Genomic DNA, 26138 nt, shown 5'->3' on the forward strand with positions numbered 1-26138 from the left:
AGCCGCGTGTCCCGTGCCCCGTGCCCCGTGTCCGGACGGTGACGCGTGTGATCATGGGTGCGGCCAACGACTTGCTACATTGCTTCCGTGGACACCCCCGAGGGAACGCCGCCGCGGCGGCTGCGCGCACTGCCGAGCAGGCTGACCAACCAGGCGGCACTGGCCGCCAACCGGATCGTGGACCAGGCGCTCGCCCAGGCCGGCCTCCGGCGCTACCACTACTCCCTGCTCGCCGCGCTGGAGGAGTACGGCCCCGCCAGCCAGGCGGCCCTCGGCCGCCGCATCGGCATCGACCGCAGCGACATGGTGGCGACCGTCAACGACCTCGCCGAGCGGCGGCTCCTGGAGCGCGCACCGGACCCGGAAGACCGCCGGCGCAACGTCGTCACCATCACCGCGGCGGGCCGGAGGCAGCTCACCCACCTCGACCGGCTGCTCGCCGCCGCCCAGGACGAATTCCTCGCGCCGCTGCCCGCGGACGACCGGCGGAACCTGGTCGACCTGCTCACCCGCCTCGCCGACCATCACGGCGGCAGGCGCGGCTGAAGGCCCGGGAGCGCGTCAGACCGATGCGGCGAGCGTCTCCAGCAGCGCGGCGGTGGCCGGGGGGAGGGGCGGTTCGCCGTACGTGGCGGCGTAGACGCGACGGGTCGAGCCGGGCAGCTCGGTCACCTCGACGGCGGGGTGGCGGTGCGCCCGCAGGGCGAGGCCGGGCAGCACCGTCACCCCCATCCCGGCGACGACCAGCGCCTGGACGGCCACGATGTCGTCGGTGGTGAAGGCGATCTCCGGCTCGAAGCCCGCCCGGCCGCACAGGTCCACCAGATGGACGCGGCAGCGCTCGCAGCCGCCGATCCACCGGTCGCCGCGGTGCGCGGCCAGACCGCCGGCGGTCAGGTCACCGGCGGCCGGATCATCGGCGGTCAGGCCATCGGCGGGCGGGGGAACACCCATCCCGGACGGGGCCTCGGAGGCGGCCGGGGCGACCAGGTAGCTGGGATCGTCCAGCAGGTGCAGCAGCCGGACGCCGTCCTCCTCGGGGGCGGTGTCGTAGCGGAAGACCACCGCCGCGTCCACGTGACCCTCGCGCAGCATGCGCAGCGCCTCCGGCGGCTCGGTCTCGGTGAGGCGCAGCTCCAGGCCGGGATGCCGCCGGGCCAGCAGGGAGACGGCCTCGGGCACGAACGTGCTGAGCGCCGAGGGGAAGGCCGCCAGCTTGACCCGGCCCGCCCGCAGTCCCACGTGCGCCGACAGTTCGGCCGCCGCCGAGTCGACGCGGCCGGCGATCTCGGCGGCCCGCTCGGCCAGCAGCCGGCCGGCCTCGGTGAGCCGGATGCCCCGGCCGACCCGCTGGACGAGTTTGGCGCCCGTCTCCGCCTCCAGCCGGGCCAGGTGGTGGCTGACCGAGGGCTGGGAGTAGTGCAGCTCACGCGCGGCGGCGGTGACCGAGCCGTGCCTGGCCACCGCGGCGAGCACGCGGAGCCGTACGAGATCCAGCATGTATCAACGATATCTATGAATCAGCGGGAAACATGGCATTGGACGTATGTGTTCCCGTCGCGCAGGCTGGAGGCATGGAGACCACACTCATCACCCGGCCCGGCCTCGCGGAACTCGTCGAGGGGACCCGTGAGCTGGTCACGAAGGCCATGAGCCCGCGCGAGACGGCGTTCGCCGTCGCGGACCTGCTCCGCGGACGGCTGCCGGCGCCCGGGATCCTCACCGAGGAGGAGCGGGTCGGAGACCCGGACCGCTACGTCACCCACGTCCTGCACACCGAGGCGGACTTCTCGGTCGCCGCCGTCGTCTGGCGGCCCGGCCAGGAGACCGTGATCCACGACCACGTCGCCTGGTGCGTGTTCGGCGTGCTGCAGGGCGTGGAGTACGAGACGCTCTACCGCCTCGACGGCGACCACCTCACCGAGATCGGCCGTACGGCGAACCGGACCGGCGAGGTCAGCGGCTTCGCGCCGCCCGGCGACATCCACCGGGTCCGCAACATCGGGGACGGCACCGCCGTCTCGCTCCACATCTACGGCGCCGACCTCGGCGGCACCCCGAGCAGCGTCCGCCGCGTCTACGACCTGCCGATCCGCTGACCCCGCCGCCCCCGCCCGCACGGCACCGCATCGGCCGCGGCCCGGACGGGCCCGTCAGGAACGCACGGCCGTACGGCGCGGGTCAGGGAGTGGAACCGGGGCGGTCGTCCTGGGCGGGCTTCCGCTCCAGGGCCAGGCTCTCCTTGATGGCCTCCAGCCGGGCCGCGCCCTCCACGTCGATGGTGGCGCGCTCGACCTCGATCATCCTGGCCTCGACGGAGTTCGACGTCAGCTCGGCCTCGCCGAGCGCGCGGGCGTAGCGCTTCTCGATCTTGTCGCGGACCTGGTCCATGGTGGGGGTCTCCCCGGCCGGGGCGAGGCCGGACAGGTCTCCCATGGCCTTGTTGAGCTGCTCCTGCATCGCGGCCTGGTCGAGCTGCGACAGCAGGCGCATCCGCTCGGCGATCTTCTTCTGCAGGGCCATGGCGTTGGTCTCGACCGCCGCCCGCGCCTGGGCCGAGGACTGCGCGGCGCGCTCGTGCATGAGCCGGGCGTCCTGCAGGGCGGTCTCCGCCGCGACCAGCCGGGAGGCGAAGGCACGGGCGGAGTCCTCGTAGGAGAGGGCCTTGCGCTCGTCGCCCGCGGCCCTGGCCTGCTCGGCCAGCAGCACCGCCTGCCGGGCGTTGGCCTGGAGCTTCTCGGCCTCCTCCAGCGAGCGCGTGAGCTTCAGCTGAAGCTCATGCTCGTTGCCGATGACCGCCGCGGCCTGCTGGGAGAGCCGCTGGTGCTGCTCCTTGGCCTCCTGGATGGCCTGCTCGATCTGGATCCGCGGATCGGACAGCTCGTCCAGCCTGCCGGAGAGGGCGAAGGCCAGGTAGCGCCACGCCCGGCGGACGACCTTGAACATTGGGGCTCCTCTTGTCGATCCTCATCGGTCCGGCGCGTCGTGGGGGTCCAGCGCGTCACGGGTGATCCGCTCGGTCTCGTGCAGGCCCTGCCGGACCCCTTCGAGGCTGTCGGCCAGCTCGTCGAGGACCCGGGCCGGCTCCAGGGCGCCCGCCGTCGTCATCGCCGACAGCTCCACCACGCGGGCGACGAGACCTTCGATGCCGATGGCGCTCGACTCCATCCGGGCGAGCACCTGGTCCCTGGTCTCGGTGAGCCGGGCGATCACGTCCCGCTGGGCGGCCAGCGAGGTGAGGGCGCGGCCGATGTCGTCGATCACACCCTTCTTCGCCGTTCTCAGCTCCCGGGTCAGGCGCTCGTGCTCGCGGGAGAGCCGGGCGGTGTCGAAGCGCCCGAGCGCCGTGCCGGTACGGGACGCCTGCTCGGCCAGACGCTCCAGCGTGGCCAGGGCGTCGTCGATCTGGGGCCGCATCAGCGCGATCCGCCCGGCGAGGGGGCCGTCTTCCAGCGAGGCGCTCAGCTCGCCGAAGTCGCGGGCCGCCGCGGCGGCCCGATCCAGCCAGCGGGCCTCCAGGCTGTCCGCGGTGACGACCCGCGCCGCAGGACGCGCGCCGCGCCCCTGGGCGACGGCGACGCCCGCCTTCACCAGCCAGACGGTGACGCCGACGAAGGCGGCGCCGGCCGGGTGCACGCTGACGGCCCAGGCGGCTCCGCCGGCGGTCGCGCCGAGCAGCAGCCCCCAGGGATCACGGAGTTCCTCACCGATGCGGGACATCAGAAGTTGGATATCACCGCGGTGAACACCTGGTCGATACCCCCGGGTTCACGGGAATCGTAGGCGGCCGCGTCGGTCGCCTCGGAGATCCGCCGGAGCACGCTCAGGTCGGCGTCCTGGCCGTAGGCGATCGTGAACATCCGCACGGACTCCCTGCCGGGCTCGGCGCGCAGGTCGGGCAGCAGGTTCTCCAGGGAGGGACTGTTGGTGTCCTCGTTCTTGCCGTCGGTCAGGAAGACCACCGCGTTGATCGCGCCGTCCTCGTGCCGGCCGAGCACGTGCCGGTACGCGGCGAGAACGGTGTCGTAGAGGCCGGTCCCGCCGTCGGGCGTCAGGCCGTCGATCCTGGCCCGCAGGTCCTTGATCCGGCCCGCGCCCGTGGTGCCCATCGGGACCAGCTGCAGGTAGTCCTTGGGGCCGTCCCGCTGGGTGGAGAACATCCACAGGCCCACCGTGTCGTGCGGGCCGAACTGCGACAGCGCGTTGGAGGCCGCCTGCTTGGCCAGATCCAGCTTGCTCTTCCCGGTGCCCGGCACGGAGGCCCCCATCGAACCCGAGACGTCCATCACCATGAGCACGTTCGCGGGCTTGCGCAGGTCCGCCCAGCCGGCGAGCACCTTGTCCAGCACGTTCGGGGCGGGCGGGTCGAGCGTCTTCCTCGGCTCGGACGGCAGCAGCCCGTTCGCCTCGGTGATCAGCTTTCCGGCCTTCCCGTCGTGGGACCGGAAGGCGAACTCGGCGAAGTGGTCCTGCTGCTTCGCCGCTCGCAGGTAGGCCAGGAAGTCGGCCGCGACCGCGCGCCTGGCGTCGTCCACCCACGGCGCGGTCAGCACGGCGTAGGGGTTGTCGGAGTAGAGCGTGCCCTCCTTGGGGTAGATCGCGACGAGCGGCACCCGGGGCTTGGCGTGTTTACCCAGCGTCGCGGGGTCGCCGGTCGGGTTGCCCTGGTTGTAGTCCCAGACCGACTTCTCCTCCACGGCCACCGCGGAGATGTAGCCGAGCCCCGCCCCCGCGTCGTCGGCCCGCTGCAGGTTCGACAGGAACGTCAGCGTGGTGTCGCCGTAGTGGACGATCGAGCGCTCCACCCCCCGGACGAAGTCCCTGGTCTTCGCGTCGGCGACGTTCTTCTCCGTCAGGTCGCCGGACAGGCCGGTGGCGGCGAAGTAGGCGCCGATGGTGGCGTTCAGGCCGCTGGTGGAGAAGTTGGGGTTGGTCTTGCCCAGGCGGAAGGCCCCCCACTCCGGGTGGCCGTGGCCGGCCCAGGAGCCGGTGGACAGCTCCAGCAGGTCGGACCAGCCGAGCTTCCTGCCCGGCCAGCCCAGCGCCTCGGCCATCGGCTTGGGCATCGCGACGACCAGCGGCGTCTTGATGATCGACGGGTTCTCCGCGGCGACCAGCGAGCCGGTGTCGGCCGCCGCCGCGCGCTGCTGCAGCAGGGTGATCCAGCCGCTGCTCGCCGGGGACCAGACGTCGGGACGGGGGCCGTCGGCGCGCTCGTCCCAGCCGCGGGCCAGGGCCAGCATCGCGCCGCCGCTGGCCACGTTCCGGACGACCACCTCGGCGCAGCGCCCGCCGACCTCCCGGCCGCTGTAGCGGTCCGCCATCTCCCGCAGCAGCCCGGCCTTCTCCGGGGACGCGGCCACGGCCAGCGTGGTCTTCTCGCCGTCGCACCGCCCGGCGCCGCGCCCGGAGTCACCGGCCGCGCGATCCGGCCCCCTGCTCTCGACGTACAACCGCAGCCCGACGATCATCGCTCCGGCGAGGATGACCGCGATGACGAACGGGGCGAAGTTCCTGCGGCGTCGCGGCGGCTGCTGGTACAACCCTGCCTCCCGGGGGGTGTCGGTATATGTCCGACGAATGAGCCCCCGCCGAAGTTCGCCTCCGTGGCGATCGGCGCCCGGAGGATTCAGCGGGGCCCGGCGAGCGATCGCAGGGACACGGTCATGATAAGGGCGGTCAGCCCGCCGCAGATCATCACGGTGGAGATCGGGAAGGCGTCGACGAGACGGCCGCCGAGGAACGCGCCGAGGGCGAAGGTCGCCTGGAACGAGGAGGTGAAGACGACCATGGCGGCTTCGGGCGCGTGTGGGGCGGCGCCGGCGAACGACGCCTGCGAGCAGACGGGCACGCCGCCGTAGGCCAGGCCCCAGAGCACCAGTGCCACCGTGGCGCCGGCGGCCGTGGTGCCCACCCAGGGCAGCAGCAGGGTGACGGCCGCGATCAGCAAGCCGCAGGCCGCGAAGGCACCCCGGGGATGTGTGGCGACGGCCCTGCCCGCCAGGAAGTTGCCGGCGATCCCGGCCGCGCCGTACGCCAGCAGGACGGCGCTGACGGCCGCGGGACGCAGACCGGTGACGTCCTGGAGGAAGGGCGTGACGTAGGTGTAGGTGCCGAAGTGGGCCAGGACGACGAGGAAGGTGGCCAGCAGGGCGGCGGCGGCGCCCCGGGTGCGCAGCAGGCCGATCAGGACACGGAGGCCGGTGGTCCGGTCACCGGGCAGCGGCGGCAGCAGCGCCAGCAGGGCGGCCAGGACGAGGACGGCCAGCGCGGCCAGGGCGAGGAACGAGACCCGCCAGCCGGCGAGCTGGCCGAGGAGGGTTCCGGCCGGAACACCGAGCACGGAGCCCAGCGGCACGGCGGAGAAGATCACGGCGGTGGCGGTGCCGACGGACGGCGGTGCCACCAGGCGGCCGGCCAGCCCCGCCCCGATCGACCAGAAACCGCCGATGGTGAGGCCGACGAGCACCCTGGAGACCAGCATGACCCAGTAGGAGGCGGCCCCGGCCGCCAGGACGTCGGCGACGGCGAGCACCGCCATGAGGACGCACAGCATGACGCGGCGGTCCAGACGGGCGGTGGTCAGCGTGACGACGGGCGCGGCGACCGCGGCGACGACACCGGGCAGCGTCATGGTGAGCCCCATGATGCCGTCGGAGACACCGAAGTCGGCGCCGATGTCGGTCAGCAGGCCGATGGGCAGGATCTCGCTGGTGACGATGGCGAAGATCCCCAGTGTGAGCGAGATGATCGCGAGCCAGTCGATGAGGGCCGGGCGGGGCCGGGTGAGCGTGGTCGTTGGCATGGTTCCCGTCCAGGCGAGAGCGTGCGGACTGCGGGCATCCAGCCAAGCAGCGACGAGGCGGTGAGCACCGGCAGGTTTCGGACCACACCGTCGCAGGGGAGGGCGCCGGCAGGTCTCGGATCGCACCGTCGCCGGAGCGGGCGCCGGGGGGTTCCGGGCCGCGTCGTCTTTCGGACCGCACCGTCACCGGGGCGGGCGCCGGGTACCGGCGCCCGCTCAGAAGTTGGAGATCACGCTGGTGAAGACCTGGTCGATGGTGTCGGGCCGGGAGGAGTCGTAGGCGGCGCCGTCGGTGGCCTCGGCGATCCGCCGCAGCACGTCCTGGTCCGCGCCCTCGCCGTAGCCGATGGTGAACAGGCGCACCTCCGGGTTGAGCCGCGAGAGCAGGTGGTCCAGGTCGCTGCCGCCGTTCTTCTCGTTCTTGCCGTCGGTGAGGAAGACCACCGCGTTGATCGCCTCCTCGTCCCTGGCGCGGCGCATCCGGTCGACGGCCGCGAGGACGGTGTCGTAAAGGCCGGTTCCGCCCTGGGCGGTCAGCTCGCCGATCCGGTCGCGCAGCGCGGAGCCGGTCTTCGACACCGGTTCGACGCCGACCAGCTCCCGGTAGTCGAGGCCGCCGTCCCGCCCGGTGGAGAAGGCCCACAGTCCGACGCGGTCGTCCCCGCGGAACTGCGGCAGCGCGCCGGCCACCGCCTTCTTGGCCAGCTCCAGGCGGCTCTGCCCGGTGCCGGTGGCCTCCTCCTCCATCGAACCGGACCTGTCCACCACGATCAGCACGTTGGCCCGCTTGCGCAGCTCCGACCAGCTCCGCAGGACCTTGTCCATGACGGACGGGGTGGGCGGGCTGAGCGCGGTGATCTTCGCGTCGGGGACGACGCCGTTCTCCCGGGTGGCCCGGGGCCCCGGTCTGCCGTCGAAGCCGCGGTAGCCGTACTCGGTGAACTTCGCCTGCACCGGCGCGCTGTGCAGGTAGGCCAGGAAGTCGTCGGCGACCGCCTTCTTCGCCGGGTCCATCCAGGTCAGCGGCACGTAGGGGTGGTCGGAGTAGAGCGTGCCCTCCTTGGGGTTCACGGCCACCAGCGGGGTGCGCGGCGGGGCGTGCCGGCCCAGCGTGGCCGGGTTGCCCGACGGGTTGCCCCGGTTGTAGTCGGTGACCGAGTTCTCCTCGATGGTGATCGCGGAGATGTAGGACATCGCCTCGCCGCGGTCGTCGGCGCGGAGCAGGTTGCCGAGGAAGGTCATGGAGATGTCGCCGTAGTGGACGATCGACTGCTCGACGCCCTTGACGAAGGCGCGGGTCTTCGCGTCGGCGACGTCCGCGGCGGTCAGGTCGGACGTCGTGCCGGTGGCGGCGAAGTAGGCGCCGATGGTGGCGTTGAGACCGCTGCTGGAGTAGTTCGGGTTGGTCTTGCCGAGCTTGAACCGGCCCCACTCCGGGTGCCCGTACTTCGCCCAGCCCCGCGGGTCACCGGCCAGAGCGGCCAGGTCCGACCAGCCGACGGCCTTGCCCGGCCAGCCCAGCGCCTCGGCCATCGGCCTGGGCATCGCGAAGACCAGCGGGGCGGTCACGATCGGGACGGGTTTCGCGTCGGCGACCGGAACGGTGCCGTCGGAGCCTCCGGCCTGCTGGCGCAGCAGCGTCACCCACGCCGAGGCGGCGGGCGACCACACGTCGGGCCGCGGGCCGTCGGTGTCCTTCCAGCCCCGGGCGAGCGCCCGCATCGCGGTGCCGGAGTTGGCCTCGTCGACCACCACCTCGGCGCACCGGCCGGCGACGGCCCGGCCGTTGTACGCCTTGGCGGCCTCGCGCAGCAGCCAGATCTTGTCCTGGGAGGACGCCAGGCGGATCCGCGTCGCCTCGCCCCGGCAGGCGCTCGGCTCGGCGACGCCCGATCCCCGGCCGGTGTACCAGCGCAGTCCGGCGATCAGCCCGACGGCGAGCACCACGGCCAGGAGGTAGGGCAGGATCCTCCGGCGGGGACGTGCGGGGGTGTAGGCCACGGGGTGATCGTAGGAAGGCCGGTCCGCCGGGACAAGGGAAACGCCGGGGGACGCCGGTTCCCCTGGTTATTCCGAACTTTCGGGCATTCCGGAACCTGCTTTCCGGCCTTCCGATTCTTCCGGGTCCTTCTGATCGCCCCCGGCTTCTCCGCCTCCCGGCCTCTCCGCTCCGAATCCGATCCGCTCCCGGCCTCCCTGCTCCCCGGCTTTCCTGCTCCCCGGCTTTCCCACTCTCCGGCTTCCCGCTCCGAATCCGGGCCGCTCCCGGCTCCGAATCCGGGCCACTCCCGGCTCCGGAGCCGGGCCGCTCCCGGCCCGATCCGGTGCGGGGCCGGTCAGCCGGTGACCCTCCGGTGCAGCAGGTCGGCGAGCGTGGCGTGCAGCTCCTCCAGCGGGCGGTCCGGGTGCAGCGCCCGGCGCTCGATGGACACGGTCACCACCATGCCGAACACGGCGGTCGCCGCGGTCTCGACGTCCAGGCCCTCCCGGACCAGGCCCTCGGCCACCGCCCGGCGCAGCACGTCGGCGTAGACGCCCAGCACCTGGTCGCGCAGCCTGGCCACCGCGTCCTGCCAGGCGGTGCGCCACATCTCGGCGAGCAGCACCCGGGCGAACGCGCCGTACTCCTCGAAGAACCGGAGCTGCGCCATGACCACCGCGTCCAGGGCCTCCAGTGCCGTGGCGCCACCCGGCACGGCGCCACCCGGTACGGCGGGGCCCGGCCCGCCCGGTGCGGCTCCGCCCGGTCCGCCCGCAGAGGCCGCAGAGGCCACCGAAGCCGCTGAAGCCGCCGGGACGGGCGAGGCCGCTTCGGACAGCGCGCCGGCCAGGCGCTCGATACCGTGGTCGAGCATCGCCGCGAACAGCGCCTCCTTGCTGCCGAAGTTGTAGAACACGGTGCCCTTGGCCACCCCGGCGCGCTCGGCGATCGCCTCCACCGTGGCGGCGGTGTAGCCCTGCTCGGCGATCACCTCCACGGCCGCGGTGAACAGCTTCAGCCGGGTCTCGGCCCGCCGCCCTCCCGTCTTCGCCGCTGTCTTCGCCGCCGCCCTCGGCGAGGCCGCGCCGGCGGTCACAGCGCCAGCTCCGGGTGGAGGCGGCGCAGCGACCAGGTGCGGCTCCTGTGCACCGCGCGAACCGTCAGCGCGAGGCCCAGCGCGACGGTCAGGCCGAGTACGCCGCAGGCCTGCCAGACCACGGTGAGGTCGCCGCCGCTGATCAGCCGGCGCAGCGCGCTGACCACCCAGCTCATCGGCAGCCACGGCGAGATCGTCTGGAAGAAGCCCGGCGAGGTCTCGATCGGGTACGTGCCGGCCGAGGAGGTGAGCTGCAGCATCAGCAGGGCCAGCACCACGACCCGGCCCGGCGGGCCGAGCAGCGCGTTGACCGCCTGCACGACCGCGAGGAACGCCGCCGCGGTGAGCAGCAGGATCCCGGCCACCCCGGCCCAGTGCGCGGCCTCCATGCCGAGCCCGAAGCGCAGCACCGCCAGCAGCACGCCCACCTGGGCCGCGCCCAGCACCAGGCCCGGCAGCCAGCCGCCCACCGCGATCCGCCACGCGGCGGCCGTGCCGGCGAGGAGACGGGGGTTGAGCGGCCGCAGCACCATGTAGCTGACCATAGCGCCCACCCACAGGGCGAGCGGGACGAAGAACGGCGCGAAGCCGGTGCCGTAGTTGGGAACCTCGTTGAGGACCTGCTTGGCCACCCTGACCGGCTCGCTCATCATGTCGCTGCGGTCGGCGCGCTCGCCCTTGCCGTAGTCGGGGATCTCCCCGGCCCCGTCGCCGAGCTTGTCGCTCAGCTCCGCGGAGCCGTCGGTGAGCTTGCCGAGGCCGGTGCTGAGCTCCCCGGCGCCCCGGTGCAGGCGGCCGACGCCGCTGTCGACCCGGGCCGCGCCGTCGCTCAGCTTGACGATGCCGCCGTTGAGCCGGGCCAGTCCGCCGGACAGCTGTCCGGCGCCGTCACCGAGCTTCGCCAGCCCGGCGGTGAGCTTGCCGTTCGCCGCCGACGCGTCACCGAGCCCTTCGGACACCTTGGCCGAGCCGTCCGCCAGCTTGCCCAGCCCCGTGTCCAGCTCGTTGATCTTGTCTCTGATCTGGCCGAGTCGTTCACCGGCGGTCGGGGCGAGCTTCGCCGTACGGTCCGCGATCTCGGAGATCCGCTGGGCGCTCTGCCGCAGCCGGGCCGCGGCGTTTCCGGCGTCACCGCCGCCCGCGCCGTCCAGGCCGCTCGCGACCTCCTGGGTGGACTGGGTGAGCCGGTCGGCGACGGCCCGCAGCCGCGGGTCGGCGTCGGGGTCGTCGTCCAGCAGGTTCCGCAGTTCCTGCGCCTGCCGGCCGGCCTGGTCCGCGTTCTGCCTGACCGCGCCGGGCAGCGCCCCCGCACCGTCGGCGACGTCGTCCGCGCCGCGTCGCACGGCCTCGGCGAGCGCCGCGAGACGTGTGCCGTTCTCCTCCAGAGCCGGGATGACCTCATCGGCCACGGCGTTGAGCTTCGTCACCTGTCCGTGGACCTGCCCGTAGACCTTCGCGTTGCCCTTCGCGACCTGCTCGGCGCCGCTCGTGAGCTTGGTCAGCCCCGCACCCAGCTTGCGTGAGCCGCTCTCCGCCTCGCCCAGACCTCCGGCCAGTTCGTCCGCGCCGGCCGCCAGCTTCCCGGTCGCGGTGTCGGCGCTGCCCAGGCCCACGGCAAGCTGGTGGGTGCCGTTCCGGGCCTGGCCGAGGCCGTCGTTCAGGGAGGACGCGCCCTCGCCGGCCTTCGCCGCGCCGTCGTGGAGCTCGTCCGCGCCGTTCGCGGCCTTGGCGGTGGCGTCGTGCAGCTCCCCGAAGGAGACGAAGACGTCGTTCCAGTAGTCCTTGAGCGCGGTACGGCTCGCCGCCTCCCTGACCTCGGCGAACACCGCGTCGGAGATGGTGCCCATGATGTAGCTGCGGCCGGTGTCCACCCGCACGCCCAGCTCGGCGGGGGTGGGTGTGCCGTCCTTCTCGGACGGCGAGGCGAGGTGGGCGCTGAAGTCGGCGGGGATGGTCAGCGACAGGTAGAAGCTCCCGTCGTTGACGCCGTCGGCGGCCTCGCGGGCGTCGACCCGGTGCCAGTCGAAGACCTTCCGGTCGCGCAGCTCGTCGGCCAGGTCGCGGCCCGCGTCGATCGTCCTGCCGCCGGCTTCGGCGGGCCGGTCCTCCATGACGAGGGCGACCGGGATGTTCTCCAGGTGGCCCTGCGGGTCCCAGAACGACCACAGGTACAGCCCCGCGTACAGCAGCGGCAGCATCACCACGCCGGCCAGCGCCGAGCGGGTCAGCCGTGAGCGGGTGAACCGCCGCAGCTCCAGCCGTCCCGGTCCCAGCGCCCTCATCGGTTCTCTCCTTCGTGTTCCTCGCGTGCCGCGTGTCCGTCGTCCTCGCCGTCCCCGCCCGGTACGGCTCCCGGGGCCTCCGGGGCCGCGGTTTCGGAGGGCAGGCGCACCGACGGCACCGGGGCGTCCTCGACGCAGGAGGCGACGACGGTCAGCCCCAGGGCGGCCAGGTCCGACAGCGTCCCCCAGATCGCCTCCCTCCGGTCCGCGGTGACGCCGACGTCGATGTCGTCGGCGACCAGCAGCCCCGGCTCGTCGAGCAGCGCGAGGGCGACGCCCAGGCGGATCCGCTGCTCCCGCCCCAGGTCGCGGACCAGGGTCCGGTCATCGGGCGGAAGGTCCAGGCCGGCCAGCTCCAGGGCACGCGCGGCGCGCGCCTCCTGCCGGCCGCGCCGGAGGAGACCGGGGGACCGCTCGTGCAGGTGCTCGGCGACCGACAGCGCCTTCTCCAGGTCGTTCACCCCGTCCACCAGGCCGAGCGCGGCGATCCGCCGGATCGTCTTCGGCGTGGTGTGCCCGGCGACCGAGAGCGTGCCCTCGGTGGGCCTCATCCGCCCGGCCAGGGTGAGGAGCAGGCTCGTCCGCCCGGTGCCGGCCTGGCCGGTGACCGCCGTGACGCCGCCCGGCTCGGCGTGGAGGGTGGCGCCGCGGTAGGCCCAGCCGTGGTCGCCTCTCAGCGACAGACCCGTCGCGCGCACCTCGGCTCCTCGGAACACCACGCACCCTCCGTTCTTTAAACTGACCAGTCAGTATAAAAACTATCACGTGAAAAGAGCCCTGCCCGAGGGCGGGCAGGGCTCTCGGCGGCCGGCCCTCCGCGGACCGGCCCTCCGCGGACCGGCCCTCGGCGGACCGGCTTCGGGTCTCCGGCCTCCGGCGGGCCCGTTCCGGCTCCCCGGCCTCCCGGCCTTCCCGCCGGGGGCCGGGAGGCCGGGGGTCGGGGGCCGGGGGGTCGGAAGGGGCCGGGTGGCGGGCCTCAGGCCGTCGCGGCGCCGTACCGCTGCAGGAAGAGCGCCTCGGCCAGGATGTTGCGGCGGAGCTCGCCGAGGTCCACACGCTCGTTGGGCGCGTGGATCGAGGCGTCGTCATCCTCGGCGCCGAACAGCAGGATCGACGCGGCCGGGAACTGCCTGGCCAGTGTGGAGACCAGCGGGATCGAGCCGCCCGTGCCGACGTCGCGCGGAGGGCGGCCGTAGGCGCGCTCCATCGCCTCGTTCAGCGCGGTGCGGGCCGTGCCGCCGGAGTCGGCGAGGAATCCGGAGCCGGCGACGTAGTCGCTGAAGCTCACCTTGACGCCCCAGGGGGCGACCTGGTTGAGGAAGTCGACCACGGACTCGACGGCCGTCCTCGGGTCGGCGGCAGGGGGGACCCGTACGGTCACCCGGGCGCGCGCGACCGGCTGGACCGCGTTGATGGCCCCGGCGACGGTCGGCACGTCGAGGCCGGTGACCGTGATGGCGTAGGAGGCCCACAGCCGGTCGGCCAGCGAGCCCGAGCCGACCAGTGAGACGCCGTCGAGCACGCCCGCGCCCTTGCGGAAGTCCTCCTCCGAGGGGCCCTCCCCCAGGAAGACGCCGTGCGGCAGGCCGGGGACGCGGACGTCGCCGTTGTCGTCGTGCAGCGAGGCCAGCATGCGGAGCAGCGCGGCAAGGGCGTCCGGGGCGGCTCCGCCGAACGTGCCGCTGTGCAGCGCCTCCTCCAGGGTGCGCACCTCGACGGTGAAGGCGCCCATCCCGCGCAGGGAGGTCGTCACCGCCGGGTCGTCGACGTGCGGGTTGCCGGTGTCGGCCACCACGATCGCGTCGGCGCGGAGCAGCTCGGGGTTGCGCTCGACGAACGCCTCCAGGCGCTCCCCGGCGTACTCCTCCTGGCCCTCGATGATGACCTTGACGCCCACCGGGAAGCGGCCCTGGAAGACGCGGAGGGCGGCCACGTGGGAGATGACGCCCGACTTGTCGTCGGCGGCGCCGCGGCCGTGGAGGGCGCCGTCGATCTCCGTCGGCTCGAAGGCCGGGGTGCGCCACAGCACCGGGTCCCCGGCGGGCTGGACGTCGTAGTGGGCGTAGAGCAGGACGGTCGGCGCGCCGGGAGGCGCCGGGGCCTCGGCGTAGACGGCGGGGAAGCTGCCGTCCACCGGGATCTGGCGGACGTGCGGCAGCCCCGTGCTGCGCAGCAGCTCCTCGGTGGCGGCGGCGGCCGCGTGCACCGGCTCCTCCGGGTGGCCGGGGAAGGCCACCGAGGGGATGGCGACGAGCCGCTTGAGGTCTTCGACCGCCTGAGGCATGCCGGCGGCGACGGCGCCCTCGATCTCGTCAGGAGTCACGAACTTTACCCCGCATCTCGATATCTGATCTTTTCCGTTGCCGAGCGGCCGGTGAGGCGGGCCGCTCCAACGTCCGATTCCAGCACATCCCACTTCCGACCTGCGGCCCGAGGGGTGTGCGCTGCCCGTTCCGCCCCGATATGAGTGCGCGGATTTCGTTGCCATAGCGTATCGCAGCCACGGATTTCGGCGCTGTTTCACATCGAAGCCACGTTTTCACTTGTCAATGTCCGTATTTTCCGGGCACACTGGTTGGCAGCCCAGCTCAGCGAGGGAAGATGGCAATGACGCACCCCGAAAACACCGACGTGGCCTCGATCATGCGGGCCGCCCAGGACAACCTCTGGATGCACTTCACCCGGCACGGCGCCTACCAGGACTCCGAGGTGCCGATGATCGTCCGCGGTGAGGGCTCGTACATCTACGACGTCCACGGCAAGCGCTACCTCGACGGGCTCGCCGGGCTGTTCGTCGTCCAGGCCGGCCACGGCCGCAGCGAGCTGGCCGAGGCCGCCGCCAAGCAGGCCCAGGAGCTGGCGTTCTTCCCCCTGTGGTCCTACGCCCACCCCAAGGCCGCCGAGCTCGCCCAGCGCCTGGCCGAGCAGGCCCCCGGCGACCTCAACCGGGTCTTCTTCACCACCGGCGGCGGCGAGGCCGTCGAGACCGCCTGGAAGCTCGCCAAGCAGTACTTCAAGCTCACCGGACGCCCCCTCAAGCACAAGGTCATCAGCCGCCAGATCGCCTACCACGGTACCCCGCAGGGCGCCCTGTCGATCACCGGCATCCCGGCCTTCAAGCAGATGTTCGAGCCGCTCGTCCCCGGCTCGGTGCGGGTGCCGAACACCAACCACTACCGCGCCGACGAGATCACCGGCGTGCCCGGCATGACCCCCGAGCAGTACGGCTACTGGGCCGCCGAGCGCGTGGCCCGCGCCATCGAGATGGAGGGCCCCGACACCGTGGCCGCCGTCTTCGTCGAACCGGTGCAGAACGCCGGCGGCTGCTTCCCGCCGCCCCCCGGATACTTCAAGCGCCTGCGCGAGATCTGCGACGAGTACGACGTCCTGCTGGTCTCCGACGAGGTCATCTGCGCCTTCGGCCGCCTCGGCACCATGTTCGGCGGGCAGAAGTTCGACTACGTCCCCGACATCATCACCTGCGCCAAGGGCATGACCAGCGGTTACTCCCCGATCGGCGCCATGATCGCCTCCGAGCGGCTGTTCGAGCCGTTCAAGGGCGGCACCGAGATGTTCGCCCACGGCTACACCTTCGGCGGACACCCCGTCTCCTCCGCCGTCGCCCTGGCCAACCTCGACCTGTTCGAGCGCGAGGACCTCCTGGGCCACGTCACCCGCAACGAGCCGGTCTTCCGTGCCACCCTGGAGCGCCTGCTCGACCTGCCCATCGTCGGAGACGTCCGCGGCTCCGGATACTTCTGGGGCATCGAGCTCGTCAAGGACAGGACCACCAAGCAGACCTTCGACGCCGACGAGTCCGAGCGCCTGCTCCGCGGCTTCCTGTCCAAGGCCCTGTTCGACGCCGGGCTGTACTGCCGCGCCGACGACCGCGGCGACCCGGTCATCCAGCTCGCCCCGCCGCTCATCTGCGGTCCCAAGGAGTTCGACGAGATCGAGTCGATTCTGCGCTCCGTGCTGACGGAGGCGTGGAGCCTGCTCTAGCCGTACGGCGCCGCGCGCCGCGCGTCCCCGTACCGGTGCGCGGCGCTACCCTGCCCCTTCACCCCCCCCCGCTTCTCCGGCGTCCCGTCGGCACCGAAAGGAACCGCGATGAAGATCGGCGTGCCCGCCGAGGTCAAGAACCACGAATACCGCGTCGCCGCCACCCCGGCGGGCGTGCACGAACTCGTCCGCCACGGCCACGAGGTGTACGTCCAGCGCGACGCCGGCCTCGGCTCGCACCTGCCCGACGAGGACTACCTCTTCGCCGGCGCCAAGATCCTCGACACCGCCGACGAGGTCTGGGCCGAGGCCGAGATGATCCTCAAGGTCAAGGAGCCGATCTCGGAGGAGTACCACCGCATGCGCGAGGGTCAGGTGCTCTTCACCTACCTGCACCTCGCCGCCGGCCGCGAGTGCGCCGACGCCCTGCTGGAGCGGAAGGTCACCGGCATCGCGTACGAGACCGTGCAGGTCGGCGACACCCTGCCGCTGCTCGCCCCGATGTCGGAGGTCGCCGGCCGCCTCGCCCCGCAGGTGGGCGCCTACAACCTCATGCGCTTCAACGGCGGCCGCGGCATCCTGCCCGGCGGCGTGCCCGGCGTGGCCCCGGCGAAGGTCGTCGTCATCGGCGGCGGCGTCTCCGGACTCAACGCGGCGCAGATCGCGGTCGGCATGGGCGCGGACGTCACGGTCCTCGACCTCAACATCGACCGCCTGCGCCACATCGACGCCGTCTACCAGGGCCGCCTGAAGACCCTCGTCTCGAACTCCTACGCCATCGAGCGGGAGGTCCTCGCGGCCGACCTGGTCATCGGCGCGGTGCTGATCCCCGGCGCCAAGGCCCCCACCCTCGTCTCCAACGACCTGGTCTCCCGGATGAAGCCGGGCTCCGTGCTCGTCGACATCGCCATCGACCAGGGCGGCTGCTTCGAGGACTCCCGGCCGACCACGCACGCCGAGCCGACCTACAAGGTGCACGACTCGGTCTTCTACTGCGTGGCCAACATGCCGGGCTCGGTGGCCAACACCTCCACCTACGCGCTGACCAACGCGACCTTGCCGTACGCGGTCAAGCTGGCCGGCCTGGGCTGGAAGTCGGCCCTGCAGCAGGACCCCGCCCTCGCCCCGGGCCTCAACACCCACGACGGACGGCTCACCAACGACCAGGTGGCACTCGCCCTCGACCTGCCGTACACGCCGGTCTCCGAGGTCCTCGCCGCCTGACCCGACCCCGTACGGCCCGCTTCCCGCGCTCCTGCCGCGCGGGGCGGGCCGTACGGCTGTGCACGGCCGGCCGTCCGGCCGTACGAGGCGGGATCCGTACGGCCTGTGCGAGGCGGACCCGGTACGGCCTGTGCGGGACCGGCCGTGCGGGGCGGCGTCAGAGCGGCCAGGACGAGCGCAGGTCGCGGGCGACCGCCAGGACCCGCTCGACCTCGGAGGGGGTCGGCCACGGGGCGCCACCCGGGCGCAGCAGCGTGTCCCGCACCGAGGCCAGGTGTGCGAGCGCGTCCCGCGGGAGGTCGCTCCGCCCGGCCAGCCACGCCAGCGCGCCGGCGCGGTCGCGCGGCGGCCGGGTCACCAGATCCCAGGTGCCCAGGATCTCGGTCAGGTCCGCCACCTTCAGCGGGGTGCCGCCCTGCCGCGCCACGGCGGCGGCCGTCAGCTCGGCGCGGGCCACCAGCTCCGGCGAGGCCGAACGGTCCCAGAACGGCGGGAGCACGACCGCCGGCCGTCGCCGGCCCGTCCCGGCGTCATCCGCCGTGCGCCCCCCGCCCGCCTCGTGGCGTCCCGTCGGCGTCGGAGATGCCCCGGCCTCCCCGTGGCGTCCCGCCTCCACGGTCGGCGAGGCCAGCTCGGCGGCGGCCCCGCGGTGCCCGGCCCGGGCCGCCTCCCGGAACCAGCGCCGCCCGCCCCGCACGTCGCCGCGTTCGGCGATCAGCAGCAGGCCGAAGGTGAAGGCCGCCTCCGGGTCGCCCCCGGCCGCGGCCCGGCCCAGCCAGTGGCCGGCCGTCCGCGGATCGCCCAGCTCCACGCACACGAACCCCGCCATCCGCTGGTCGTCGATCCGCCCGGCGCGGGCGGCCCGCTCGAACCAGGCGCGGGCGGTGCGCAGGTCACCGCGGGACAGCGCGATCCCGCCGAGCTGGGACGCGGCGCCGGGATGCTCGCTCTTGGCCGCGAGCCGGTAGAACGCCTCGGCCCCCTCGGGGTCGCGGTCGGCCCGCAGGAACAGCCCCAGGTGGTAGGCGGCGTCGGCGTGACCGCCCCGGGCCGCCAGCTCCCACCAGCGCAGCGTCTCGTCGTCCTCGCCGCGGGTGTAGGCGATGAACCCCAGGTCGTGGGCCGAGGCCAGGTCGCCCGCCACCGCCGCCCTGCGATGCCACTCCCCGGCGGCCCTCGTCTCACCGGCGTCCTCGCAGATCAGCGCCAGTCGCCGCGCCGCCGCCCGGCATCCGCCCCGCGCCGCCGCCTCGAACCAGCGCCGCGCGCCGGGCACGTCGCCGCGCTGCTCCAGCAGGAGCCTCGCCAGGCCGGCCGCCGCCTCGGCGTCACCGGCGTCCGCCGCCAGCTCGTACCACCGCACGGCGTCGTCGGAACCGCCGTGCGTCTCGTGCCACAGGCCCAGGTTGTAGGCGCTGTCCATGTTTCCCCCGGCGGCGGCCCGCTCCCACCAGCGGCGGGCCGCCGCCCGGTCGCCGCGCCGGGCGAAGTGCCGGCCCAGCAGGTGCGCGGCCCGCGTGTCGCCGCCGTACGCGGCCGACAGCAGCTCCGCCTCCTCGTCCGGGCCGAGACCCGGGTCGGGATCCGGGCCGAGGTGCGGATCGAGACCCGGCCCGGGAGCCGGGCCGGGGCCCGGGTCGGGACCGGAGCCGTGGCGGCCGCCACGGGGAGGCGGCACCGCCGTACTCCGGGGGGTCGCCCGGGTCGAAACCGTCTCCGGACCATCGGGCCACCACCCCATGTCACCCTCCTCGTCAGGACATCCGACAGATTGCCACGTGACCGGGCGAGCACGGAGTGTAATTGAAATTTTTCCCGGACGGGCCGAAAAATGACCGCCCTTCGCGGGGGCGGCCGTTACGCCGCCGCGCCGGTGCGCACCGTATCCGTCGGTCGTTCCGGTGACGGACGGAGAGCGGGATCGACACGGAGCGTGACCGGCGAGGCGGCCGGACCGCTCAGCCGGAACCGGTGGTCCCGGCGAGGGCGGAGGTGTCCAGCGTGACGTCGAGCGGGGCGGGGAGACGGAGGAGGTCACCCATGTCGACACGCGTGACGGTGCGGTACTCGCCGCCCTTCGGCTCGCTGAAGACGGTCACCGTCGCGGGTGAGGCGACCGGGTCGACCAGGAGCATGACCGGGACCAGCCCGGCGGCATAGAGCCCCGGCTTGCGGTCGCGGTCGTCGACGGCGCTGCCGGGCGACACCACCTCGGCCACCATGAGCAGCCCGGAGGAGAGCAGCTCCCGCTCGCCCCATCGGGGGCAGTCGGCCGGTGCGAGCACGAAGTCCGGCTCGACGGGGTCGCGCGGGCCGTCGATGCAGACGTCGACATTGCCGCTGAAGCCGTCCCAGCCCCTCTCCTCGATGAGCGGAAGCAGCGCGCCGTACAGGCGCATCGCGACCCTGGCGTGTTCGGGGGTGCCCACCGGGCTCACTATCAGCCTCCCGTCGATGACCTCGGTGCGGAGCCCGGGAAGCCGCGGGAGCGCGTCGAACAGCTCACGCGCCGTACCGGGCAGGGGGTGGGACACGGTCTCGGGGGTCGGCCTCAGATCGGCGGGCTTCCGATGCGTTGTCATGACGACCATCATGATTCCCCTCCGCGTCCTTGTGAACACGATGAGTATTCCAGGCACCGCCTCGCGGGGTAGAGGGTTCGCAAAGAGAGGGTCAGGTCCAGCCGGGGCGGACCAGGCCGGTCTCGTAGGCGATGACGACGAGCTGGGCGCGGTCGCGGGCGTGCAGTTTGACCATGGCCCGGCTGACGTGGGTCTTGGCCGTGGCGGGGCTCATGAACAGCTTGGCGGCGATCTCGTCGTTGGTCATGCCGGTGCCGACGAGGCCGAGCACCTCGCGCTCACGGTCGGTGAGCAGGGCGAGCTCGCGGGCCGGGTGGGGCTGCTTGGCGCGGCTGGCGTACTCGGCGATCAGGCGGCGGGTCACGCCGGGGGAGAGCAGCGCGTCCCCGGCGGCCACGACGCGGACCGCCTGGATCAGCTCGTCCGGTTCGGTGTCCTTGACCAGGAAGCCGCTGGCGCCGCCCCGCAGGGCCTCGAAGACGTACTCGTCCAGCTCGAAGGTCGTCAGGATGATGATCTTCGGGCCGGGGGGCATCCGGCGGGTGGCGGTCAGGCCGTCCATGCCCGGCATGCGGATGTCCATCAGCACCACGTCGGGCCCGTGTTCGGCGGCCAGCCTCAGGGCCTGCTCCCCGTCGGCGGCCTCGGCCACCACGGTCATCCCGGGCTGGGCGTCGAGCAGGGCGCGGAACCCGGCCCGGACCAGTGCCTGGTCGTCGGCGATGACGATCTTTATCATGCGGTCTCCTGGGATCATGGGGCCTCTCCGGCGGGTCGCGCGCCTTCCCCGGGAGGCCGTGGACCGTCCTGTCCCGCGCCGTCCTGCGGTGCCTGCCGCGAGCCCTCCCCGGGAGGCCGTGCGTCCTCTTCGGGGGAGCGTGCGCTCCCCTCGGGGATCGGCAGCCGCGCCTCGACGCGGAAGCCTCGCCCGTACGGCCCGGCGGTCAGCGTGCCGCCGAGGGCCGCGGCCCGCTCCCGCATGCCGGGGATGCCGTTGCCGCCGCCCAGGCCGCTGCCCGGCCCGCCCGCGGGGGCGTCTCGGCCGGTGTCGGTCACCCGCACCACCAGCTCGCGCGGGCCGTACTCCAGCCGGACGGCGACGGAGGCGCCGGGGGCGTGCCGGGTGACGTTGGTGAGGGCCTCCTGGACGATGCGGTAGCCGGCCCGGTCGACGCCCGGCGGCAGGTCCCTGACGGCGCCGGTGACCTCGGTGGCGACCGGCAGCCCGCTGCGCCCGGCCAGCTCCTCCAGCCGGTCCAGCCCGGCGGTGGGGGAGCGGGGGGCGCCGTCGCGCAGCACGCCGAGGACCGAGCGCATCTCGGTCAGCACGTCCTTGGAGGCGTGCTTGATCGTGGTGAGCGCGGTGCGGGCCTGCTCGGGGTGGTCGTCGATGAGGTGCAGCGCGGTGGACGCCTGCACGTGGATGAGGGAGATGTTGTGCGCGAGGACGTCGTGCAGCTCCTGGGCCATGGTCAGCCGCTCCTCGCTGGCCTGCCGCCGGGCCTCCTCCCGCGCCACCCGCCGCTGCTCGGTGAGCCGCTCGCGGCGGGCGCGGACGAACTCGCCCGTCGCGAGGACCGTTCCCATGGCGGCGGCGATGGCCAGGATGTGCCACAGCCCGGGGCTGGGGACCGGGGCCAGCCAGGTGGTGTAGACGACGAAGAACACGTAGGTCACGGCCGAGGAGATCCAGGCGGCGCGCCGGTGGCCCAGGGTGACGGCGCTGTACAGGGCGATGCCCGGGCTGAAGAAGATGGGCCCGTAGGCGTGGCCGCGGAGGATGAAGACCCAGGTGGCGGCGATGTTGACGGCCAGCGTGACGGCCGGGTGGCGGCGCCGTACGGCCAGGGCCAGCGGCCCGGCGACCAGCAGCGCGTTGCCGAGGAGGTCGACCGGGAGGCGGTCGGGCTGGTTCCACTGCGCGCCCTGGGTCGTCACGACCTGCACGGCCGCCACGAGCAGGGGGAGCAGCGGGTCTATCCATCGGGTTCCGGCGCGCACGCCCGAACTTTACGCCCGCCCGCCGCCCGGTTCGTCCCCCCGGCGCGGCAGGGCCGGCTACGCCGTCCGCTGTAGCCGGAGGCCGGTCGGCGGCGGTTTCCGGGAAGCCGGCCGGTGGTTTCCGGGAGGCCGGTCGGCGGTGGTTTCCAGGGAAGCCGGTCGGCGGTTTCCGGGAAGCGGGTCGTCGGCGGACGGGGAACTGACGAAGGCCGCCCGGATTCGACCGGCCGCGGACGGGAATTCGACCAAGGTCATGCGAAGGGCTGACAGAACGAGCGAACCGCGAAAGGCTGGGGCGAGCTGACTGTGGGAGGCCAAAGGTCAACGACCCCCTCCTGAAGGAGGGGGCTTGAGGTGCAGTGATGCGCTTTGAAGCCCCGCGTTGACCAGCCCGAGTCGATCACCTGAAGGAGGTGCATTCGATTGACTACGTTTCACGTGGGTGAGCAGACCCACCGGCAGGTGCTTCCTCAGCCTGCCGCTCTGGAATCCGTGAGAGCAGACAACCCCGAGGGTGGGGACGAAACGGCTTACGGACTCCCGGCCTCGCCGGGCACCGGCGTGGAACATGGGCGAGGGGAGATCGAAGCGGACAGCACCGGTCTGTTTCGGCGTCACCCCGAGGGCGCTTCGGCGCCTGAGGGAGCGAACCGTGAGGTTCACCCGGCCGTGTTCGTCCTCGACGCCCACGGCCACCCGCTCGACCCGTGCCACCCCGCCCGCGCTCGTCGCCTACTGGCGTCCGGGCGGGCGGTGGTGGTGCGGCACACCCCGTTCGTCATCCGGTTGCGTGACCGCGTGGCCGCCGATTCCACCGTCCAGGGCGTCGCGGTCGGCATCGACCCCGGCTCCGAGCACACCGGCATCGCCGTGTTCACTGACCGCGACGGAAGTCGAACTGGGAGATATGCGATCCAGCTCGACCACCGAGGCGGGCAGATCCGCGACAAGCTCAGTGCGCGGGCCGCACTGCGCCGGGGTCGCCGGTCGCGCAACCTGCGCTACCGCGCACCCCGATTCAACAATCGCACCAAACCCAAGGGGTGGCTCGCGCCGTCCCTGAAGCACCGCGTGGACACCACCATGTCCTGGGTGACGCGGCTGAGGCGCTGGGCACCCGTCCGTACCGTCCATGTGGAACGGGTCTGCTTCGACACCCACGCCATGTCGGCCGGTCGGCCGCTCGAAGGAGCGCAATACCAGCGGGGCACTCTGGTCGGGTGCGAGGTCCGCGAGTACCTGCCGGCCAAGTGGGGCAGGGTGTGCGCGTACTGCGGAGCGAGCGATGTGCCGTTGAACATCGATCACCTTCACCCCCGCAGCCGAGGTGGCTCCGACCGGATCAGCAACCTCACCGTGGCGTGCGTCCCGTGCAACCAGGCCAAGAGCGCCACTCCGATCGAAGGATTCCTTCGGGGCGAGCCCACACTCCTGGCGAAGATCCTCAAGCAGGCGAAGGCGCCGTTGCGTGACGCCGCCGCCGTCAACGCCACCCGGTGGGCGCTGTGGCGGGCGCTGGAGGCGACCGGCCTGCCGGTCCAGGCGGCCTCGGGCGGGCGCACCAAGTGGAACCGCTTCCGGACCGGCGCGCCGAAGTCGCACACCCTGGACGCCGTGCACGTCGGCCACCTGCAGACCGTGACCGGCTGGCCGTCGACGACCTTGGTGGCCAAGGCGACCGGGCGCGGCACCTACGCCCGTACCCGCGCCGACCGCTACGGCTTTCCGAGACTGCGACTACCTCGTACCAAAACCGTTCAGGGCTTCCGGACCGGGGACCTGGTCCGGGCAAACGTCCCGACAGGCAAGAAGGCCGGAGTGCACACCGGCCGGGTCGCGGTCCGTTCCACCGGCAGCTTCAACATCACCACCCGGCACGGCACCGTGCAGGGCATCGGCCACCGCCATATGCGCGTACTCCAACGCGCGGACGGCTACGGCTACACGACCCAACTAGAAGCGCGGCACCGTGCCGCGTTTCCTCCCCCACCTGAAGGCGGGGGTTTCCACGCTGGAGGAATTCGATGATCGATCGCCGTCTCGCCCTGCCTCTGGCCGTGGTCCTGGCCGGAGGATCCGTACTTTTCACCCAGCCCGCGCTCGCCTCGCCGGCGGGTCACCCGATGTCACCCGGCCATCCGGCGGCGTCCGGCCACCGGGTGGAGAAGAAAGCCGTCGCCGAGGGATACGGCGGAGCGGTCGCGACCGTCGACCTGGACGCCAGCCAGGCCGCGCTGGGCGTGTTGCGCCGCGGGGGCAACGCCGTGGACGCGGCGGTCGCGGCGGCCGCCACGCTGGGGGTGACCGAACCGTTCTCGGCGGGCCTGGCCGGGGGCGGGTTCATCGTCTACTACGACGCCCGGCACAGGAAGGTCCACACGATCGACGGCCGGGAGACGGCGCCGAAGGCGATGACCGCCTCCTCCCTGGAGGGCATCCCGTTCGACGACGCCGTCACCAGCGGGCTGTCGGCCGGGGTGCCGGGCAGCGTGGCGCAGTGGGAGCTGGCCCTGCGCCGCTTCGGCACCATCTCGCTGAGGCAGGCGCTCCAGCCCGCGGCCGAGGTCGCCTCCCGGGGCTTCACCGTCGACCAGACCTTCCACGACCAGGTGGCCGCCAACGCCGCGCGCTTCGCGGACTTCACCTCCACCGCCCGGCTGTACCTCCCGGGCGGCGCGCCGCCGCGGGTCGGCTCCACCTTCCGCAACCCCGAGCTGGCCGCCACCTACCGCACCCTCGGCAGGGAGGGCGGTGACTGGCTGTACCGCGGGCGGCTCGGCGCGGAGATCGTGGCCACGGTGAAGAAGCCCCCGGTCACCCCCGGATCCACCCGGAACGTACGGCCCGGCCTGATGGAGACGTCCGACCTCGCGGCCTACCGGGCGCTCGAACGGCCGCCCACGAAGGTCTCCTACCGGGGCATGGACGTGTACGGCATGGCGCCGCCGTCCTCGGGCGGCTCGACGGTGGGCGAGGCGCTCAACATCCTGGAGGCCCTGCCGGACGTGGGCCTGCACGAGTATCTGGAGGCGTCCCGGCTCGCCTTCGCCGACCGCAACAAGTACGTCGGCGACGTCCCGGGCGTGCCGCTGGAGCAGCTGCTGTCGGACGGCTTCGCCAAGGAGCGCGCCTGCCTGATCGGCGACCGGGCGATGCCCCACCCCGCTCCCGCGGGCAGCCCCGACGGCTCCTACGAGCCGTGCGCCCCCGCCGCCCCGGCCGGTGAGACCGCCGAGGAGGCCCCGCAGGGGCCGGAGACGACCCACATGGTCATCACCGACAGGTGGGGCGGCGTGGTCGCCTACAACATCACCATCGAGTCCACCGGGGGCAACGGCATCGTCGTCCCGGGCCGGGGCTTCCTGCTCAACAACGAGCTGACCGACTTCACCTTCGGTCCCGCGCCCGGCGACCCCAACCTCCCCGGGCCCGGCAAGCGCCCGCGCTCGTCGATGGCGCCGACCATCGTCCTGAAGGACGGCAGGCCGCTGCTCGCCGTGGGCTCACCGGGCGGCGCGACGATCATCACCACCGTCCTGCAGATCCTCGTCAACCGCTGGGAACTCGGCATGACGATGCCCGAGGCGCTGGCCGCGCCGCGCGCCAGCCAGCGCAACACCGCCCAGACCCAGGCCGAGCCCGCGTTCATCGAGCGCTACGGCGCCGAGCTGACGGCCAAGGGGCACGGCTTCGCGCCGACCCCCGAGATCGGCGCGGCCACGGCCGTGGAGTTCCTGCCCGGCGGCAGGCTCCAGGCGGTCGCCGAACCCGTACGGCGGGGCGGCGGCAGCGCCCTGGTACTGAGCGAACGCCGCTAGGGGCCACCGGCGCCCCGGCACGCGGGGCGTCCGGGTCCTGTCCTGTGTCCTGTGTGTCCCGTGGGTTCCCGCCGCGACGGGGACCCACGGGGCGGGGCACACGGGACGGGGCGGCTCCGCGTGGCGGGGACGCTCCGGCCGTCGATGAGGGGACGCGGTCGTCCACGCACAGGGAAAAGCGCCGGGGGAACCCCACCGGCGCTGCTTCGTCCGCGTGCCTCGTCCGAGTCGCGGGGGGCCGGGGCCGGCGCCGGCCCCCCGGCCGCCGCCGCCGGCGCCCCCCGGACCCCCCCCCGGGGGCGCCCCCCCCCCACGAACGTGTAGCACCCAGCAGATCACACCTCACC

Annotated in this window: 20 protein-coding genes; 6 read left to right on the top strand and 14 right to left on the bottom strand. The window is 73.3% G+C overall.

The genetic code is table 11. The annotated features are described in order from the left end of the window. Positions 1–87 precede the first annotated feature (87 nt). Positions 88–546 (top strand): MarR family winged helix-turn-helix transcriptional regulator, encoded by a 459-nt coding sequence (locus AB0D67_RS03330; protein WP_362929353.1) that lies wholly within the window; start codon positions 88–90, stop codon positions 544–546. A gap of 15 nt (positions 547–561) precedes the next feature. On the opposite strand, the gene AB0D67_RS03335 is transcribed toward AB0D67_RS03330, so the two are convergent. Next, complete coding sequence (locus AB0D67_RS03335; protein WP_362929355.1) at positions 562–1500, bottom strand: LysR family transcriptional regulator; 939 nt, start codon at positions 1498–1500, stop codon at positions 562–564. 74 nt (positions 1501–1574) lie between these two features. Between AB0D67_RS03335 and AB0D67_RS03340 the strand changes: the two genes are divergently transcribed. Next, entirely contained in the window at positions 1575–2099 is a 525-nt protein-coding gene (locus AB0D67_RS03340; RefSeq protein WP_362929357.1) for a cysteine dioxygenase family protein, read from the top strand. Between the two features lie 82 nt (positions 2100–2181). Here AB0D67_RS03340 and AB0D67_RS03345 read toward each other — a convergent pair whose 3' ends face one another. From AB0D67_RS03345 to AB0D67_RS03385, 9 genes are all read right to left on the bottom strand, one after another. Continuing rightward, entirely contained in the window at positions 2182–2946 is a 765-nt protein-coding gene (locus AB0D67_RS03345; protein WP_362929359.1) for a PspA/IM30 family protein, read from the bottom strand. Positions 2947–2967: 21 nt separating this feature from the next. Beyond that, on the bottom strand, positions 2968–3720 hold the full coding sequence (locus tag AB0D67_RS03350; protein WP_362929361.1) for a hypothetical protein: 753 nt from the start codon (positions 3718–3720) through the stop codon (positions 2968–2970). After that, positions 3720–5543, bottom strand: a complete 1824-nt coding sequence (locus tag AB0D67_RS03355) for a substrate-binding and VWA domain-containing protein (RefSeq protein ID WP_362929363.1) — start codon at positions 5541–5543, stop codon at positions 3720–3722. Before AB0D67_RS03355 ends, AB0D67_RS03350 begins: the two co-directional genes overlap by 1 nt. An 86-nt stretch (positions 5544–5629) precedes the next feature. Next, positions 5630–6805 carry an MFS transporter gene (locus AB0D67_RS03360; protein ID WP_362929365.1) on the bottom strand — a complete coding sequence of 392 codons (1176 nt, stop codon included), beginning with the start codon at positions 6803–6805 and terminating at the stop codon, positions 5630–5632. 216 nt (positions 6806–7021) lie between these two features. After that, the gene (locus AB0D67_RS03365; protein WP_362929367.1) at positions 7022–8806 is read right to left on the bottom strand and encodes a substrate-binding and VWA domain-containing protein; all 1785 of its coding nucleotides are present in this window, start codon (positions 8804–8806) and stop codon (positions 7022–7024) included. Between the two features lie 335 nt (positions 8807–9141). Next, on the bottom strand, positions 9142–9882 hold the full coding sequence (locus AB0D67_RS03370) for a TetR/AcrR family transcriptional regulator (RefSeq protein ID WP_362929369.1): 741 nt from the start codon (positions 9880–9882) through the stop codon (positions 9142–9144). After that, entirely contained in the window at positions 9879–12164 is a 2286-nt protein-coding gene (locus tag AB0D67_RS03375) for a YhgE/Pip domain-containing protein (RefSeq protein ID WP_362929371.1), read from the bottom strand. Before AB0D67_RS03375 ends, AB0D67_RS03370 begins: the two co-directional genes overlap by 4 nt. Next, positions 12161–12883, bottom strand: coding sequence for an ATP-binding cassette domain-containing protein (locus AB0D67_RS03380; protein ID WP_362929373.1), 723 nt, complete (start codon positions 12881–12883; stop codon positions 12161–12163). The genes AB0D67_RS03375 and AB0D67_RS03380 overlap by 4 nt, the downstream gene beginning before the upstream one ends. Before the next feature lie 257 nt (positions 12884–13140). Beyond that, the gene (locus tag AB0D67_RS03385) at positions 13141–14487 is read right to left on the bottom strand and encodes a M20/M25/M40 family metallo-hydrolase (protein ID WP_362929375.1); all 1347 of its coding nucleotides are present in this window, start codon (positions 14485–14487) and stop codon (positions 13141–13143) included. 284 nt (positions 14488–14771) lie between these two features. Between AB0D67_RS03385 and AB0D67_RS03390 the strand changes: the two genes are divergently transcribed. Both AB0D67_RS03390 and ald read left to right on the top strand, forming a co-directional pair. After that, positions 14772–16166 (top strand): aspartate aminotransferase family protein, encoded by a 1395-nt coding sequence (locus AB0D67_RS03390; RefSeq protein ID WP_362929377.1) that lies wholly within the window; start codon positions 14772–14774, stop codon positions 16164–16166. A 108-nt stretch (positions 16167–16274) separates the two neighbouring features. Further along, positions 16275–17390, top strand: coding sequence for an alanine dehydrogenase (gene ald, locus AB0D67_RS03395; RefSeq protein ID WP_362929379.1), 1116 nt, complete (start codon positions 16275–16277; stop codon positions 17388–17390). A gap of 157 nt (positions 17391–17547) precedes the next feature. On the opposite strand, the gene AB0D67_RS03400 is transcribed toward ald, so the two are convergent. The 4 genes from AB0D67_RS03400 to AB0D67_RS03415 form a co-directional block, all read right to left on the bottom strand. After that, the gene (locus tag AB0D67_RS03400) at positions 17548–19068 is read right to left on the bottom strand and encodes a tetratricopeptide repeat protein (RefSeq protein ID WP_362929381.1); all 1521 of its coding nucleotides are present in this window, start codon (positions 19066–19068) and stop codon (positions 17548–17550) included. Positions 19069–19348: 280 nt separating this feature from the next. Then, positions 19349–19972 (bottom strand): Uma2 family endonuclease, encoded by a 624-nt coding sequence (locus tag AB0D67_RS03405; RefSeq protein WP_362929383.1) that lies wholly within the window; start codon positions 19970–19972, stop codon positions 19349–19351. A gap of 91 nt (positions 19973–20063) precedes the next feature. Continuing rightward, positions 20064–20711: a response regulator transcription factor gene (locus AB0D67_RS03410; protein WP_362929385.1), complete on the bottom strand. Its 648-nt coding sequence runs from the start codon at positions 20709–20711 to the stop codon at positions 20064–20066. A 14-nt stretch (positions 20712–20725) separates the two neighbouring features. Continuing rightward, positions 20726–21973: a histidine kinase gene (locus AB0D67_RS03415; RefSeq protein ID WP_362929387.1), complete on the bottom strand. Its 1248-nt coding sequence runs from the start codon at positions 21971–21973 to the stop codon at positions 20726–20728. A 669-nt stretch (positions 21974–22642) separates the two neighbouring features. Here AB0D67_RS03415 and iscB point away from each other — a divergent pair. Continuing rightward, positions 22643–24001 (top strand): RNA-guided endonuclease IscB, encoded by a 1359-nt coding sequence (gene iscB / locus AB0D67_RS03420; protein ID WP_362929389.1) that lies wholly within the window; start codon positions 22643–22645, stop codon positions 23999–24001. After that, on the top strand, positions 23998–25791 hold the full coding sequence (locus AB0D67_RS03425) for a gamma-glutamyltransferase family protein (protein ID WP_362929391.1): 1794 nt from the start codon (positions 23998–24000) through the stop codon (positions 25789–25791). Before iscB ends, AB0D67_RS03425 begins: the two co-directional genes overlap by 4 nt. Positions 25792–26138: the final 347 nt, after the last annotated feature.

Origin of the sequence: Streptosporangium sp. NPDC048047, assembly GCF_040653115.1 — a bacterium.
Lineage (GTDB): Bacteria > Actinomycetota > Actinomycetes > Streptosporangiales > Streptosporangiaceae > Streptosporangium.